This is a genomic window from Glycocaulis sp., from assembly GCF_050485565.1.
Classification (GTDB): domain Bacteria; phylum Pseudomonadota; class Alphaproteobacteria; order Caulobacterales; family Maricaulaceae; genus Glycocaulis.
Genome location: NZ_JBJHBQ010000002.1, coordinates 118575 through 133755, shown reverse-complemented (window position 1 = coordinate 133755; position 15181 = coordinate 118575). Strand labels below are relative to the sequence as shown.

The 15181-nt window shown below is 64.4% G+C and carries 13 protein-coding genes and 1 tRNA gene; 7 read left to right on the top strand and 7 right to left on the bottom strand.

Features of this window, described 5'->3' with window-relative positions; translation table 11 throughout:
• Positions 1-615 precede the first annotated feature (615 nt).
• Positions 616-1113, top strand: a complete 498-nt coding sequence (locus ACQ5ID_RS02775; protein ID WP_429910951.1) for a pentapeptide repeat-containing protein — start codon at positions 616-618, stop codon at positions 1111-1113.
• 61 nt (positions 1114-1174) lie between these two features.
• Positions 1175-2347: a pentapeptide repeat-containing protein gene (locus ACQ5ID_RS02770; protein ID WP_429910950.1), complete on the top strand. Its 1173-nt coding sequence runs from the start codon at positions 1175-1177 to the stop codon at positions 2345-2347.
• A 169-nt stretch (positions 2348-2516) separates the two neighbouring features.
• Here ACQ5ID_RS02770 and aspS read toward each other — a convergent pair whose 3' ends face one another.
• Complete coding sequence (gene aspS, locus ACQ5ID_RS02765) at positions 2517-4343, bottom strand: aspartate--tRNA ligase (RefSeq protein WP_429910949.1); 1827 nt, start codon at positions 4341-4343, stop codon at positions 2517-2519.
• 121 nt (positions 4344-4464) lie between these two features.
• A complete protein-coding gene (locus tag ACQ5ID_RS02760) occupies positions 4465-5667 on the bottom strand; it encodes an FAD-dependent oxidoreductase (RefSeq protein WP_429910948.1) in 1203 nt (400 codons plus the stop codon).
• Positions 5668-5781: 114 nt separating this feature from the next.
• Here ACQ5ID_RS02760 and ACQ5ID_RS02755 point away from each other — a divergent pair, with 114 nt between their 5' ends.
• On the top strand, positions 5782-6459 hold the full coding sequence (locus ACQ5ID_RS02755; protein ID WP_429910947.1) for a lysophospholipid acyltransferase family protein: 678 nt from the start codon (positions 5782-5784) through the stop codon (positions 6457-6459).
• Between the two features lie 118 nt (positions 6460-6577).
• Here the strand turns inward: ACQ5ID_RS02755 and metG are convergent, their stop codons facing one another.
• A complete protein-coding gene (gene metG, locus ACQ5ID_RS02750; protein ID WP_429910946.1) occupies positions 6578-8284 on the bottom strand; it encodes a methionine--tRNA ligase in 1707 nt (568 codons plus the stop codon).
• A gap of 107 nt (positions 8285-8391) precedes the next feature.
• Here metG and ACQ5ID_RS02745 point away from each other — a divergent pair, with 107 nt between their 5' ends.
• Positions 8392-8799 carry a DUF1761 domain-containing protein gene (locus tag ACQ5ID_RS02745; RefSeq protein WP_429910945.1) on the top strand — a complete coding sequence of 136 codons (408 nt, stop codon included), beginning with the start codon at positions 8392-8394 and terminating at the stop codon, positions 8797-8799.
• Between the two features lie 81 nt (positions 8800-8880).
• A tRNA-Thr gene (locus ACQ5ID_RS02740) sits at positions 8881-8955 on the top strand.
• A 701-nt stretch (positions 8956-9656) separates the two neighbouring features.
• On the opposite strand, the gene ACQ5ID_RS02735 is transcribed toward ACQ5ID_RS02740, so the two are convergent.
• Positions 9657-10097, bottom strand: coding sequence for a phasin family protein (locus tag ACQ5ID_RS02735; protein WP_429910944.1), 441 nt, complete (start codon positions 10095-10097; stop codon positions 9657-9659).
• A gap of 386 nt (positions 10098-10483) precedes the next feature.
• Between ACQ5ID_RS02735 and ACQ5ID_RS02730 the strand changes: the two genes are divergently transcribed.
• On the top strand, positions 10484-11830 hold the full coding sequence (locus tag ACQ5ID_RS02730) for a serine hydrolase (RefSeq protein WP_429910943.1): 1347 nt from the start codon (positions 10484-10486) through the stop codon (positions 11828-11830).
• Between the two features lie 3 nt (positions 11831-11833).
• Here the strand turns inward: ACQ5ID_RS02730 and ACQ5ID_RS02725 are convergent, their stop codons facing one another.
• From ACQ5ID_RS02725 to ACQ5ID_RS02715, 3 genes are all read right to left on the bottom strand, one after another.
• Positions 11834-12301: a J domain-containing protein gene (locus ACQ5ID_RS02725; RefSeq protein WP_429910942.1), complete on the bottom strand. Its 468-nt coding sequence runs from the start codon at positions 12299-12301 to the stop codon at positions 11834-11836.
• Positions 12302-12311: 10 nt separating this feature from the next.
• The gene (locus ACQ5ID_RS02720; protein WP_429910941.1) at positions 12312-13202 is read right to left on the bottom strand and encodes a division plane positioning ATPase MipZ; all 891 of its coding nucleotides are present in this window, start codon (positions 13200-13202) and stop codon (positions 12312-12314) included.
• Positions 13203-13292: 90 nt separating this feature from the next.
• Positions 13293-13871, bottom strand: coding sequence for an SPOR domain-containing protein (locus ACQ5ID_RS02715; RefSeq protein ID WP_429910940.1), 579 nt, complete (start codon positions 13869-13871; stop codon positions 13293-13295).
• 87 nt (positions 13872-13958) lie between these two features.
• Between ACQ5ID_RS02715 and panC the strand changes: the two genes are divergently transcribed.
• Positions 13959-14834 carry a pantoate--beta-alanine ligase gene (gene panC / locus ACQ5ID_RS02710; RefSeq protein ID WP_429910939.1) on the top strand — a complete coding sequence of 292 codons (876 nt, stop codon included), beginning with the start codon at positions 13959-13961 and terminating at the stop codon, positions 14832-14834.
• The last annotated feature ends 347 nt before the right edge of the window (positions 14835-15181 follow it).

Genomic DNA, 15181 nt, shown 5'->3' with positions numbered 1-15181 from the left:
GACGTCAGAGAGATGGCCAACACAGGGCCAGACGCCGCTAACCCGGACACCTCATCCAGCCTCGCCACGCTGCACCAGACCACGCCGCCCCAGACCACGCCGTGACACCTCTATAACGTGTTAGCGCGATAATACAATGGGTCGAGAGCAGTGGGCGGGAGATGAGAGGTGGAGGTGGGCGCGCGGGTGCAGCGAGGTATGGAGGTGGAGGTGGGGGTGGGGGGGCGTGGGGGTGCGGCCGAAAAGGGCGGAGAGGAGGGGGACGCGTGGGATGGAGGTATGGGGCTTTGAAATTCCCTCTACCGGGGACTCCGGTCAGGGCGGGGGACCCATGGAATAGAGTAGGGGTTGGAAGCTGGACCCGGCTCTGCAAATGAGGCGAAGACCTCTCTGCCGCCCCGCCTGCCCACGTGAAAACAGGGACGCCGGTATCCATGGCGACCTGTTCCTGAAGAACAGGCTGGGTCTCCCGTCGGGCGGGAGACCTAAGGTATTGATGCATTTTCAAAGATTCTGCCCGTTTTGCCGTGGACCTCTCCACCTTAGCCCGCCCCGGCCCGGCTCTTGCTTGTTCCTTCCCCAAAGCCCGCAAGGGCCGAAGAGGGATGTGCCGTGATGAAACAGGTTCTGGCCGCATTGAGTTTGGCAATCGCCGCTGGCGCGCCCGCACTCGCGCAAAACGCCGGCGAGATTGCGCGCGTGCAGGCGGGCGCTTCGTGCACCGGGTGCAATCTGTTCCAGGCGGATCTGGCCTATCGCAACCTGCCGGGCGTGGACCTTTCAGGCTCGCGCCTGCGCCAGGCGGATCTCTCACTCTCCACCATGAATAATGCGCGGCTGGCACAGGCCGATCTGTCCATCGCCAATCTGTTTGGCGGCCGGTTTACCGGGGTCAGCTTTGCCGGGGCCAATCTGGAGCGCGCCACGCTGGTCGGCGGCTATTTTGGCGGCGCGGATTTTTCCGGCGCCAACCTCACCGGCGCGAATATTTCCGGCGCGGAAATGCAGGGTGCGCGCGGGCTAAGCCAGAGCCAGCTCAACACCGCCTGCGGGGACGCCTCCACCCGCCTGCCGGGCACTCTTCGCGTTCCAGCGTGCACGGCTTCGCGCTAGACATTTCCCATTACTGCAATTTAAGTCGCTCTTGCCTGCGCCGGGGAGTAGGGAAAAGGGCATGAAGTTGCGCATATTAGCCATTGCTGCGCTTTTTCCGCTGACGGCGCTGACCGCGCCGCTCGCAGCGGCTGGCGATCTGGCGGAAAACGCGCAAACCGTCCGCGCCGAGCGCGACGCTGATCCACAGCGCCGCCTGGTCATTGGCGGTGAGTGCGCCTCATGCGATTTCAGCGACGCCAATCTGGCCGGCGCCCATCTCTATCGCGGCAATTTCGCCAGCGCCGATTTTTCCGGCGCGCAATTGCTCGGCGCGCGCTTTGCCAATATGCGCCTTGATGGCGCGAATTTCTCTGATGCGTCCATGCGCGAGGTGCGCCTGTCTAACGTGACGATGAGCAGCGCTAATCTGGCAGACGCCAACATGACCGACATGCGCGCCCATCAGGTGACGCTGCAGGGTGCCAATGTCAGCAATGTGCGCATGACCGGGGCCAGCCTTGTGCAGGTAAGCCTGCAGGGGGCCAATCTGCGCGATGCCGATCTGAGCGCGGCCACGATACGCTCCAGCGATATGCGCGCGGCCAATCTGAACAATGCGCGCCTGACCAATGTGGTGATGCAGCACATCATCATGCACCAGGCAAACTTGCGCGACGCCGCAATGGAAGGCGCATTCCTCGATCATGTGGACCTGACCGGCGCACGCCTGCGCGGGGCCAATTTGACCGGCGCGCGCTTCCGCTCGGTAAACCTGACCGGCGTGGACCTGTCACGCACGCTGGGCCTGACCGCGCAATTGCTGGAAAAGGCGTGCGGTGACGAAACAACGCGCCTGCCTGACAACATGAATATTACGCTGGCTGCCTGTGAGGACGCCCCGCCCGGCATCCGTCCGGTGGATGAGCGCGCCTTTATCGCTGAAGCCGAGGCGCGCCGTCTGGCGCAGCTGGAAGCCGCCCAGGAAGCCTTTGCCGATGCGCTGGCCAGCGTGCAGTCGCGTGCCATGGCCGCTGGCGGGCTTGAACGTGAGGCGATGGAGACCGCGCGCGAAGCCTTGCGCGAAGCGGCCCGCGCACAGGCCGAGCTGGCCCGCGCACGCGCGCATTCGGGCTGGCAGTTCGAGATGCAACGCTCTGAACTGGGCGAGCCCATGCAGTTCTGGCTGGAGGGCGCGACACCGCCCCAACCGCCCACGCCCCCTGCCCGCTCCGAGCGGCCCGACCGGCGGTAGCTACCCTTTTTTAGTTTCCGCAACGCATCCGCGTTGCGATGTTCCGCGAAAAGTCGCGGGCGGCCGGTCGGCCTCTCGGGCCGCAGAGCGGCCCGCAAGCGCGACCGCGCGTCCGAGCTAATGCGAGGCGCGACGGGGCGGATGCCCCGGAGCATCAGGGAAGAATGCCCTACCCCTTCTTCGCGTCGGGCAGCACGGTGCGCAGGTGCAGCTCGCGCAGCTGGCGCGCTTCCGGATAAGCTGGCGCGTTCATCATCAGATCGCGGGCCTGCTGGTCTTTGGGGAACATCACGATCTCGCGCAGGTTTTCGACGCCCGCCAGCAGCATGACGATCCGGTCCACGCCCGGCGCGATACCCCCGTGGGGCGGAGCACCATAGCGGAAGGCGTTCAGCATGCCGCCAAAGGCTTCCTCGACCACTTCGGGGCCATAGCCGGCAAATTCGAAGGCTTTGAGCATCACATCGGGGCGGTGGTTACGGATCGCGCCAGACGACAGCTCCACCCCGTTACACACAATGTCATACTGCCAGGCTTTCAGGCCCAGCAGCGTGTCGGAGTCCTTGGGGTCGAGCGCCATGAAGGCCTCGGCCTCCATTTGCGGCATGGAGAACGGGTTGTGGGAGAAATCGACCTTCTTCTCGTCCTCATTCCATTCATACATCGGGAAGTCGACGATCCAGCAGAAGCGGAACACGTTCTTCTCGCACAGATCGAGCTCACGCCCGACAATGTCGCGCGCGCGGCCCGCAAAGGCGTACATGTCTTTGGGCTGGCCCGCGACGAAGAAGACGGCTTCACCCGATTTCAGACCAAGCTGGTTGCGGATGGCGTCGGTGCGCTCCGGCCCGATATTCTTGGCGATGGGGCCAGCGCCTTCGAGCTGCCCGCCCTCTTCGCGCCAGAAGATATAGCCAAGGCCGGGCTGGCCTTCTTTTTGCGCCCAGCTATTCATCCGGTCGCAGAACGCGCGTGAGCCGCCCGTCGGTGCGGGGATCGCCCACACTTCGACAGCCGGGTTCTTCTCGATCATCCCGGCAAACACCTTGAAGCCGGAACCGGCAAAATGCTCGGTGACGGCCTGCATTTTCAGCGGGTTGCGCAGATCCGGTTTGTCGGAGCCATAGGTGCGGATCGCCTCGGCGTAAGGAATGCGCGGGAATGCGTCATCGCTCACTTCGCGGCCATCGGCGAACTCACGGAAAAGGCCCGCCAGCACCGGCTCGATCACGCCGAACACGTCTTCCTGGTCGACAAAGCTCATTTCCATGTCGAGCTGGTAGAACTCGCCCGGCGCGCGGTCGGCGCGTGCATCCTCGTCGCGGAAACAGGGCGCGATCTGGAAATAGCGGTCAAAGCCGGAGACCATGATGAGCTGCTTGAACTGCTGCGGGGCCTGCGGCAGGGCGTAGAACTTGCCCGGATGGATGCGCGAGGGGACCAGATAGTCGCGCGCGCCTTCAGGGCTGGAAGCGGTCAGGATCGGCGTCTGATACTCGACGAAATTCTGCTCGATCATGCGGCGGCGGATGGAGTCGATGATTTTGGAGCGCAGCACGATGCGCTTGTGCAGGCTCTCGCGGCGCAGATCGATATAGCGGTGTTTCAGGCGCACTTCCTCGGCCCAGTCCGGCTCGCCGAACACGGCCAGCGGCAGCTCTTCGGCCTCGGACTGGACGGTCAGCCCTTCCACGCGCAGCTCCACCTCGCCGGTGGGCAAATTCTTGTTCACCGTGTCCTCGCTGCGGGCAACCACCTTGCCGGTCAGCGTGACCACGCTCTCCACACGCAGGCGCTCAAGGCGCGCAAAATGCTCTGAATCCGGCTCCAGCACGCACTGGGTAAGCCCGTAATGATCGCGCAGATCGATGAACAAGAGGCCACCATGATCGCGCTTTCTGTGCACCCAGCCAGAGATGGTGACATCATTGCCCACGTCGGTCTTGCGCAGCTCGCCGCAGGTATGGGTGCGCCAATGGGTCTTGGTAACGGACATGGGTCAGGGCTCTTTGGAACGAGAGTGGAAACGGGTGACGGAACCCGCCCGGAAACAAGGGACGGAAATCAGCGCGGAAAAGGCATCGCCACGCCGCCAATGTCAAGGCGGGGACGCGGTTTCAGGCAAGATCAAGACGCCCCAGCGGCGCTCCGACCAGTCCGCTGACCAGAGCCGCCTGTATGCCCGGCGCGGGCCAGACCTTGGAGACAGGCCCGACCAGCCGGTCGCGCAGGAAGGGGATGAAGCGGCTGTCAGACTGGTAGACCGGCGTGAAGAAGGCCGTCAGCACCTGATAGAGCCAGACATGGAAGCGCCGATAGGCGATCGCGCGGGCGATGGCGCCGGGAACATCCGAACTCTCGCGGAAGGCCAGCGCGAGCGCCCACGCATCCAGCAGGGCCATATTTGCCCCCTGCCCCAGCTGGGGGCTGGCCGAGTGCCAGGCATCGCCGATATGGATGAGGCCCGTTTCGCCGGGTTTTTTCAGCGTGCGATGCGCATAACGGGCAAAGATGAGCTGGTCTGTGTCCGTGATCTGCTCCAGCAGCGGCTCGACGGCCGGCCAGACGGCGCGCACTTGCGCCTTCCATGCCTCCAGCCCCGCCTCGCGCCACGCGGCCACATCCGCGCCTTTTATCGACCAGAACAGCGCCGCCTTGGCCTTCGGGTCATGCGGCGCGGTGCCGATGGGCAGGACGCCCGCCATGATGGAGGCGGCGCGGTATCTCTGCTCCAGCGCGTGGGGGTTCAGCTCGGACGCATCCGGCCAGTCAAGGCTCGCCCAGAGCGCGCCGTATTCCAGCTCCTTGCCCGTCGGCGGGGCCAGCGGCGTGCGCGTGCCCAGCGCATCGACAATCAGGTCAAACGGCCCCTCGCGGCTCCCATCGGCCATCACCAGCGCGCGCTGGCCGTTTGCGCCAAGCTCGCTGCCAATGATCTCGGCGGATGTATGGACAGGAATGGCCTCGGCCAGCACGGCGTCATAAAGGATCGAGAACAGCGCCGCGCGGTGAATGCCGAGCCCCACGCGCAAGGGCTTGCCAAGGGCGCTGTAGCGCACGTCCAGCACTGTCGCGCCCGACCGCACCGCCTTGCCAAGAAGGCGCTCCACGCAGGCCGCATGGGCCTTTAGCGCGGTGTCGAGACCCAGCCTTTCCAGCACCGCCAGCCCCGTCGGCTGGATCAGAAGACCAGAGCCAATCGGGCGCGGCGTTTCAAACCGCTCATAGAGCGCCACGCGGTGGCCATCACGATGCAGCAGCAGCGCAGCGGCAAGCCCGGCCGGGCCACACCCGGCAATGGCGATGTTCTTTGGCGGCATGCGCCCTCCCCTTTTACGGAATCGCTGCGCGTTCCATCATAGCCCCCTCACGCGGCAAGGGAGAGCGCCCTGCGAACGCATATCTTCCATTCCGGCTACTGGTTCATCTCGGTGATGATGGGCCTGCTGGTCGTTGCGCCCGCCACCCTGATCCCCGGACGCTGGGCGACGGTTGGCGCGATCTGGCTCTATTGCCGCGCCATGACCGGCTGGATGGCCCTTTGCGGGCTGAACCTGCTGGTGCGCCGCCTGCACGTGCTGCCCGATACCGAGCCTGCGGTGATCGCGTCGAAACACCAGTCCTGGGGCGACGGGATATGCCTGGTCTCGCGCCATCGCGAGCTGACCTATGTGATCGGCGATCACATGCTCAAATACCCGCTGGTGGGCTGGATACTCACGCGCGCCGAAGCCGTGGTGGTCGATAATGCGGGCGGCAAGCGCACCAATGGCGGCCTTGATACCGGCTTGCAGGCGCTTCAACGCTCTGGCCGTGATGTGCTGATCTACCCCGAAGGGGGATTGAGCGAGGTTGGCCGCAAGAAGCGCTACCGGCTGGGCGTCTATCAGCTGGCAAGGGTGCTGAACCGGCCCGTCATCCCGGTTGCTACCAATCTGGGTGTGTTCTGGCCACAGCAGAAATGGGAGTTCCGTCCCGGCCTCGCGATCATCGAATTCCTCGATCCCATTTATCCCGGCGATGACCCCAAAGCCTTCATCGCCGCGCTGGAAACCGCCATCGAGACGCGTACAGCGGAGCTGGTAAAGGCGGGGCGGAGGGGGATGGGGTAGCTCTTTCGTCGTTCCCGCGCAGGCGGGAACCCAGAGCCATTTGGCACTGCCTTCGCTCCATGATTTCTGGACCCCCACCTTCGTGGGGGTGACGAGGTTGAGAGGCCAGAGGGAAAAATCACTCCCCGCCGAACCGCGCCTTCCACTCCTCCACCGAGGCATCCTCGATCTTGGCAAAGAGCACATCGGGCGGGGTGATGGCGTGGCCGTGCGGCAGGGCGTCCAGCAGGGTCTTGTCCTGCCAGTCCGGCCAGCTGCGCCTGTCTTCAGGAACGCCGAGCGCGTCCAGAACCTTCTTGGCCGTGTCGGGAATGATGGGCTGGGCGATAATGGCAAACAGCGCCGCCAGATTGAGGCCGGTGCGCACGCCCACGGCCGCCGCATCGACATCGCTCTTATACTTTACCCACGGCTCGGCCTTCGTCAGGTATTCATTGCCTGCAGCCCAGATGGCGCGGGTCTCGGCCGCCGCCTTGCGGTACTCCATCGCCTCATAATGGGCGCTGAGCGCTTTTAGCCGTTCGGACAGCTCGGCCGCGATCCAGGCTTCCGCCTCGCCGGGTGTGCCGGCGGCTGGCACCTGGCCGTCGAATTTCGCCGCGCAGTATTTGGTGATCCGGTTGACGAAATTGCCCAGCACATTGGCGAGATCGGAATTGATGACGCCCTGAAAGCTCTCCCAGGTGAACTGGGTGTCAGAGCCTTCCGGCGCATTGGCCGTCAGATACCAGCGCCAGTAATCAGACGGCAGCAGATCCAGCGCCGCATCCATGAACACGCCGCGTTTCTGGCTGGTGGAGAACTTGCCGCCATACCAGTTGAGCCAGTTGAAGGCTTTGAGGCGGTCAACGAGCTTCCACGGTTCTTCAGAGCCGAGGATCGTCGCGGGGAAGCTGACCGTGTGGAAGGCGACATTATCCTTGCCCATGAACTGGACGTAGGAGACATCGCCCGCGCCCTTGTCGTTGCGCCACCAGCGCTCCCAGTCATTCCCCGTCGCCTTCGCCCATTCAGCGGTCGCCGCGATATAGCCGATCGGCGCATCGAACCAGACATAGAAGACCTTGTCTTCAAAGCCATCGCGGGGTGCGCCATCCTTTGTCACCTTCACGCCCCATGAGAGGTCGCGGGTGATGGTGCGGTCGCGCAGGCCCTCATCCAGCCATTTATAGGCGATGGAGCGGGCGAGCTGCGGCCAGTTCGTGGCCTCGTCCACCCATTGGCGCAGGCGCGGCTCCATCTGGCTCTGGCGAAGCTGGAGATGGCGCGTATCGCGCACTTCCAGATCACGCGAGCCGGAAATGGTAGAATAGGGATTGATGAGATCGGTCGGTTCGAGCAGCTTGCCGCAATTGTCGCACTGGTCGCCGCGCGCTTTCTCATAGCCGCAATTGGGGCAGGTGCCCTCCACATAGCGGTCCGGCAGGAAACGCTTGTCGGCCTTGGAATAGATCTGCTTTTCAACGATCTCGGCGATCAGGCCGCGGCTTTCCAGCACTTCGGCGAAGTGCTGGGTCAGCTGCGCATTTTCCGGCGAGGAGGTGCGGCCGAAATAATCCCAGGACAGGGCAAAGCGCTCGCCAATCTCTTTCTGGATTTCGTGCTGTTCGTCACAATAGGTGCGCACATCCTGGCCCGCAGCAGCGGCGGCCAGCTCTGCCGGCGTGCCGTGCTCATCCGTGGCGCAGATATAGAGCACCTCATGGCCCCGCATCCTCTGGAAGCGCGCATAGACATCGGCGGGCAACATGGAGCCGGCCAGATTGCCCAGATGCTTGATTCCATTGATGTAAGGCAGGGCGGAGGTAATCAGTATGCGGGCCATGGCGGCGAATCCCCGATGGGCGTATGGTTAAGGCTGGCGCGATTTGCGCCAACAAGGACAGTTCGAGGGCGGAGCAATAGCCGCCCCGGACGGGGAGGAAAACACTCATGCCCAGAATTTTCGGTCACGACCTTCTAGCGGTCATTGCCGCAGCGGTCGCTATCTACGTCATAGGTTTTCTCATCTACGGCCTTCTCTTCTCCACCTTCTGGATGGAGCAGTACGGCTATACGGCCGACAGCTTTGCCGGCCATGAATGGAAAATGTTCCTGGGGCCGGTCATGCCCATCCTCACCGTGCTGGGGCTGGCCGCCCTGTTCCAGACGGCGGGTGCCAGCGGATTGAAGGCGCATTTGCGCATTGGATTCATCGTCTGGGCAGGCTTCTCATTGAGCACGCTGCTTTACGGCTTTGCCTATGGCATCGCGATGACCAAGGGCGCGCTCGCGCTCGATGCGGTGCATCTCCTGCTGGGCATTCTGGCGGCTTCGGCCATTCTGGTCTGGCGCAAGTGAGGCTTTGACACTGTGTGCGGCAGCGGCGCGCTTGCCCGGCGCGCCGCTTTCGTTTTATGACGCAGCGCGCAATGCGCATTGGCCGGCGTAGCACAGCGGTAGTGCAGCGGTTTTGTAAACCGAAGGTCGGGAGTTCGATCCTCTCCGCCGGCACCATTTTTTTCTTGTCCTCCCTCGCCTCCGCTCGGTCGGTGCGGGCAAAAGTGCCCGGCGGCCGGTCGGCCTTGCGGACGGCGTTACGCCGTCCGAAGAGCGCGAACGCGCGCCCGCGACTTTTCCAATCTAAGCGCTGACCCATCCACCGGGGTCCCCCGCCCCGCCTGTCCCCGTGAAAACGGGGAACGGGGGACCCAGAGATAAAAAGCTGGGTTCCCGCCTGCGCGGGAACGACGAGAAGATGAGCAGGCTGCCGGGATTGATGCCTCCTCACGCGCGTTTCACCGGCGTAAGCCGGTGCCCAGTCTGTTTCTGGATCCCGGCTCTCGCCGGGAAAACGCGAACATGTTGGACCGTCCAATCACCGCCGCGCCCCTCCCCCTCGTCATTCCGGCCGCAGCGAAGCGCTTATCTGGAATGACGAGATCGGACGTTGTAGCGGTTGTCATTCTCCGGCCGAGCGCCAGCGAGGTCCGGGGAACCCATGCCTGCAAAGAACAATGCAAGCTGAAATTCTCAGGCATGGATCACCCGCATGCGCGGGCGATGACAATCTGTTGGAGTGGCCGATGCCCCTTAAACGGACCAGGCATCCCGAACAAAAAAAATGGCCCGGCAGAGCCGGGCCAGTCAGGGAGGACTTGTCACCAGCGGCGAGGGATTGGCCCCTCGCCTGCCGGAAATCTGTAGGCGCTAGAAAACTAGCGCTGGGACTGCATCAGCTCGACGGCAGCCGCGAAGCGCTCGTTGAGCGGCTTCAGTGAGTCTTTCATCATCGAGGACACGTGGTCGGAGACCGTGTTCACGCTGGCCAGATAGGCTTCCAGCGAGGATTTGGTGTAGTCGGACTGGATCTCGATCACTTCCTGGACCGACTTGGCAGAGGCCAGCGACTTGGCGGCAACCATGCCGTCCTCCATCGACTTCTTGGCATAGCCGGCGGCCAGAGCGTTCAGCTCTTCAAAGCCTTTCGAGGCGGTGGTCGCAGAGGCGATCACGGCTTCGACCGAGTTCTTGTGGAAGGCGCTGAGATCGTTCACAGCGGCCATCGACTTCTCGATGCCGTCTTTCACAGCGTCGTTCGACGCGGCGGTGAAGGTTTCAAACGTTTCCTTGGCGAGATCTTTCTTGGCAGCGGCCATGACAGTGTTTCCTTGTGCAGCGCCCGTATACTTACGGGGGGCGGAGGGCTTACGGGACGCGGGTTTCTTCGGGGACGGCGCCGCTTTCTTCGCAGGTGCGGCAGCCGTTTTGGCTTTGGTTTCAGTTTTCGCAGCAGGCGTCTTGGCCTTCGGGGCGCTGGCCGCCGCCTTCGTCACAACGGGTTTTGCTTCCGGTGTGGCGGTCTCGGCTTGGGTGTTTACAGCGTCGGTCGGCATGGGACTGGGTCCTGCTGGCTAGTTCGCAACTGCAGCAAATATGTGGAATCGCCCCTGCAAAGTCAAGAAATTTTTGTGCAGCGCACCATTTCCCTTTTGTGTAAGGCGGTTAACGGCCCGTCAACGCATTGCGGTGATCGTGCGGGCCTATGAAACTTCGTCATCTCGCCGCCTGTCTTGTGGTGTTTGCGCTCGCGCTTCTGGTGCCGGGCGCGCCTGCCTTTGCGCAGGACCGGTACGCCGCCTTCGTGGCGGACATGGATACCGGCGAAGTCCTGCATGCGCGCCGGCCTGATGCGTCGCGCTACCCGGCCTCGCTGACCAAGATGATGACGCTCTACATGCTGTTCGAGGCGCTGGAGCGCGGCGAGCTGACCCTTGCCACCCAGCTGACCATGTCGGCTGAAGCCGCCTCGCGCCCGCCCTCAAAGCTGGGTGTGCCCGCTGGCGGCACGATCAGTGTCGAGACGGCGATCCGCGCCCTCACCATACGCAGCGCCAACGATGTCGCCGTGATGGTGGCCGAGCGGCTGGGCGGCAGCGAGACAAACTTCGCCTCCGCCATGACCGACCGCGCCGTGGAGCTGGGCCTGACGGCGACCGTGTTCCGCAATGCCTCCGGCCTGCCTGATGCCCGCCAGCGCACCACCGCGCGCGACATGGCGCGGCTGGCCCACGCCCTGCACCGCGATTTCCCCCAGTATTTCCACTATTTCAACGAGCGCAGCTTTTCCCATGCGGGCCGCACCTACACCACGCACAACACGCTTGTTGGCCGGGTGCGCGGCGTGGACGGTCTGAAAACCGGCTATATCCGCGCGTCAGGCTTCAATATCGCCGTCACCGCAGAGCGCGATGGCCGCCGCCTCGTCACGGTGGTGATGGGCGGCGCTACCGGACCGGTGCGCGATGCGCACGCGACCGAGCTGGTCGAAGCGGCCTTCTCCACATTTGATGCCCGGCGCGACGGCATGATCCTGGCCAGCCTCAACTCCCCGCGCATCAGCCCGATCCGCGAACAGGAAATCCTCACCGCCGAGCTGTCCGGCCTGCCCGGCCCCACCGCGATGGGGTCAGCCGCTGCCGGTAATGGCGAGGCGGCTCCGCCGGTGCGCATCGTGGTCGAGGATATCCCGGATCTTGCCCGTCCGGGCCGCGATGCGGGCAGTGACAGGGTACGCTTTGACTCAACGGCTCCGGCAACGCTACCCGTAGCATCCGCCAGCCAGCCCGCCCCCAGAGCGTCCAGCGGCGGCTGGGCGGTGCAGGTGGGCGCGTTCGGTTCGCGCGCCGTGGCGCAGGCACGTCTTGAGACGGTGCTCGGCCTTGCTCCTGCCCTGTCCGGAGCCACGCAGGTTACCGAAGAAGTGGTGCGCGATGGCCGCTCGCTCTGGCGGGCACGCTTTGAAGCGATAGACCCGGCCACGGCCCGTCAGGTCTGCGCCGACCTTGCCCGGCTTAACGAAGCCTGCTTCGCCGTCAATCAGGGCGCGTAAGACCTAATCCCCGATCAGCAAATCACGCGCCATCTGCACACGGCGGGCGAGCGCGCCGCTGCCGCCGGTATCGGGGTGGACCTTCTTCATCATCTCGCGATAGGCGCGCTGGATCTCGTCATGGCTGGCACCAGGCTCTACACCCAGCGTGGCGCGTGCCTCGGCAATGCTCATGGTCTCGCTTTGTGAGGCGCGTGATTGGGCGCGGCCCGTGCCATCCTGCCCGCCACGGCCAAGCCCCGGACGCCCGCGCCATGTGCCGGTCAGCAGAAAGCCGATCCCGGCCAGCACCATCGGCACACCCAGAATACCCATGCCGCGCATCGTCATCAGCACGCCGAGCAGGATCACGAAGACCGCCGCCACGCTGCGCCCGATCTTCACCACGGACGAGGGCTTGGCCCTGGCAAACAGCCAGGCCAGCAGCACCATCGCGCCCAGCGCGATCAGAACTCCAAACAGAATATTCATTCCGGCGCCATCAGAAGGGGAAGGGTTTTCCCGCCAGTGCCGGCAGTTTGAGCACGATCAGCAGATCACGCAATTCCTGGCGCGCGGCGACATGGCTCATGGTGAAGGGAATGGCCGAGCCGCTCTCGGTCAGGTCCAGCAGGGTCAGGCCCACCGGGAACAGCTCGCGATAGATGACGCGCTCTGAAAAGCCCGGCGCAATGCGAAAACCGATCCGTTCAGACAGCTTGCGCAGACCATCGGCCACACGGCGCGTATTGCGCGCATCCAGCGTGGAGACCCGGTTGCGCATCACCACCCAGTCGATGGGCTTTTTATCGCGCGCGACGCGTTGCTTGCGGCAATTCCACACCATTTCCGAATAGACGCTGGGCCGGCCCACTTCGAAGGTTTCCGGGTCGACATCGGCCAGCAGGTCGAAATCGACAAAGCTGTCATTGACCGGGGTGATGATGGTGTCCGCCGAAGAATGCGCCAGGCGCGAATAATGCGTGTCATGGCCGGGCGCATCGATGACGATGAAGTCGCTGCGGGCCTTCAGGCTGGCCAGTTCACGTTCCCAGGCGGCACGCTCCTCGGCCTCGGCCACATCCATGTCGCGCGACAGGCTGGGGCGCATCACCACCTGATCGGGAATGGGCAGGTCCACGCCGCGCGTATTGGCCCAGCGCGTGCGGTTTTCCAGATGGCGGGTGAAGCTGGCCTGACGCAGATCAAGATCAATCGCCGTCACCATATGGCCCATGCGCATCAGGGCAATGGCCACGTGAATGGCAACGGTGGACTTGCCCGCCCCGCCCTTCTCATTGCCCACGACGATCACATGCGCCTCGCGCACGCCCGCGCGCGGTGCCTGCGGCGTGGTGTTACGTGAAATCTGCAGGCCGGCCGGTGAGTTCATGGGCGGAGTGGTTCCGAAACGACGCGTCTTCACTCAACAGATAACCCTGCCCGCGCGCCACGCAAACACATGATGCAGACAGTCAGTGAATCACTGTGAGGAGAGAATGGGCGTGCCGTCAAATGCCGTCACCGCACACCAGCTCTGCGCGGCCTGTATCACCCGGCAGGCAGCAGCCGCCTCGGACGGGCTGTCAAAGGGGCCAGCCAGCAGGCGCAGATAGACGCCGCGTTCGCCGAGATCAGCCGGCACATAGCGCGCCTGCAGCCCGGAAAGCGAGGCGTGCTGACCCTGCATCGCCCGCCAGCCCTCGGCCACATGGCGTTCCTCCCGGTAGGAGGCCAGATGTATGCCATGCAGCAGGCTTAGAAGGCTCTGCCCCTCGCCCGCATCAGGAGCCGGCACCAGCGCCAGCGACGCTTCATCGGCCTCTGCGGGCGGTTCTTCGGCCAGCGGCACACCGCGCGCGAGCGCGGCTTCCAGCGCGTCCATTTCGCCGGTTACATGCGCCAGCACAGGGTCATTGACGCGCGCCGCCGCGTTCAACGCGGCGGCAAGGCGGAGCGCCTGCTGCGCATCGGGCGGAGCATCACGCCCGGCATGGCCGCCGGTGACGCTACACGCGCCCAGCGCCAAAGCGCCGAAGATGGGAAGAGCCAGTCTGATCATGTCGCGGGCAATGTGCGCCGAGTCGGTGCCTTGCCTCCAGCATATTGCTCCGTCTAGCTTCCCGGCGCTGTCTTGCGGAGTTCCTTCATGCTGCCTGCCCTGCACTGCCCCGCCGTCCATACTGCCGAGGGCCTCGCCCGCGAGATCAGCCAGTGGCGCGCAGACGGCCACAGGGTAGGCTTTGTGCCGACCATGGGCGCGCTGCATGAGGGCCATATCGCGCTGGTGCTGAAAGCGATGGAGGTGTGCGACCGCGTGGTGGTGAGCATTTTCGTCAATCCCACCCAGTTTGCCGCGCATGAAGACCTGGGCACCTATCCGCGCACGCTGGAGGCCGATTCCGCCCTGCTGGCCGCTGCCGGTTGCCATCTGCTCTATGCGCCCTCGGTGGAGGAGGTCTATCCGGACGGGTTTTCCACCACCGTATCGGTAGAGGGACCTTCCATCGGGCTTGAAAGCGATGCCCGGCCGCATTTCTTTGCCGGCGTGGCGACCGTAGTGGCGCGCCTGTTCGGACAGGTCCGCCCCGACATCGCCGTGTTCGGCGAGAAGGATTATCAGCAGCTCATGGTGATCCGCCGCATGGTCAGCGATCTGGCTTTGCCGGTGACAGTGCTGGGCGTGGAGACCAAACGCGAGGCGGACGGGCTCGCCCTCTCCTCGCGCAATGTCTATCTCTCGCCCGCCGAGCGCATGCGCGCAGGCCGCCTCAACGTGATCCTGCGCGATCTCGCCCACGCTCTGGAGGATGGCGAACCGGCGGCAAGAGCGCTGGAACATGCGCGCATTCTGGCGTCATCGGTGTTTGACGCGGTCGACTATATCGAGGTGCGTGACGCTGACCGGCTGGAAATTGTCGGCGAAGGTCCGCTGGCCCGCCCGGCGCGCGTGCTGGCCGCCGTTCGGGTCGGCAAGACGCGCCTCATCGACAATGTGCCGGCAAACCCGGCACGGCGGGGGTAGTTTTTAGTTCCACAACGCATCCGCGTTGCGATGTTCCGCGAACCCCCGATCGGGGCAGGCAGTCGCGGGCGCGAAGGCCCGTCCCCGGCCCCGATCGGGGGATCGCGCTTTTCGGCGCTGCGCGCCGGGAAGTCGGCAGCACTCAACGCTACCTTTTCCTGCGTTTCCCCGACGAAAGTCGGGGTCCAGAAAAACGCTGGGCACCGGCTTTCGCCGGTGAAACGCGCGTGAGGAGGCATCAATCCCCGGCAGCCTGTTCATCTTCTCGTCGTTCCCGCGCAGGCGGGAACCCAGAGCCACGACCACCGTCTGAGCCCTATGATCTCTGGACCCCCACCTGCGTGGGG

Coding starts and splice junctions, on each gene's coding strand:
- ACQ5ID_RS02745 (WP_429910945.1), top strand. CDS start 8,392: ATGCCCAGAATTTTCGGTCACGACCTTCTAGCGGTCATTGCCGCAGCG.
- metG (WP_429910946.1), bottom strand. CDS start 8,284: ATGGCCCGCATACTGATTACCTCCGCCCTGCCTTACATCAATGGAATC.
- ACQ5ID_RS02725 (WP_429910942.1), bottom strand. CDS start 12,301: ATGAATATTCTGTTTGGAGTTCTGATCGCGCTGGGCGCGATGGTGCTG.
- panC (WP_429910939.1), top strand. CDS start 13,959: ATGCTGCCTGCCCTGCACTGCCCCGCCGTCCATACTGCCGAGGGCCTC.
- ACQ5ID_RS02730 (WP_429910943.1), top strand. CDS start 10,484: ATGAAACTTCGTCATCTCGCCGCCTGTCTTGTGGTGTTTGCGCTCGCG.
- ACQ5ID_RS02755 (WP_429910947.1), top strand. CDS start 5,782: ATGATGGGCCTGCTGGTCGTTGCGCCCGCCACCCTGATCCCCGGACGC.
- ACQ5ID_RS02715 (WP_429910940.1), bottom strand. CDS start 13,871: ATGATCAGACTGGCTCTTCCCATCTTCGGCGCTTTGGCGCTGGGCGCG.
- ACQ5ID_RS02720 (WP_429910941.1), bottom strand. CDS start 13,202: ATGAACTCACCGGCCGGCCTGCAGATTTCACGTAACACCACGCCGCAG.
- ACQ5ID_RS02770 (WP_429910950.1), top strand. CDS start 1,175: ATGAAGTTGCGCATATTAGCCATTGCTGCGCTTTTTCCGCTGACGGCG.
- aspS (WP_429910949.1), bottom strand. CDS start 4,343: ATGTCCGTTACCAAGACCCATTGGCGCACCCATACCTGCGGCGAGCTG.
- ACQ5ID_RS02735 (WP_429910944.1), bottom strand. CDS start 10,097: ATGGCCGCTGCCAAGAAAGATCTCGCCAAGGAAACGTTTGAAACCTTC.
- ACQ5ID_RS02760 (WP_429910948.1), bottom strand. CDS start 5,667: ATGCCGCCAAAGAACATCGCCATTGCCGGGTGTGGCCCGGCCGGGCTT.
- ACQ5ID_RS02775 (WP_429910951.1), top strand. CDS start 616: ATGAAACAGGTTCTGGCCGCATTGAGTTTGGCAATCGCCGCTGGCGCG.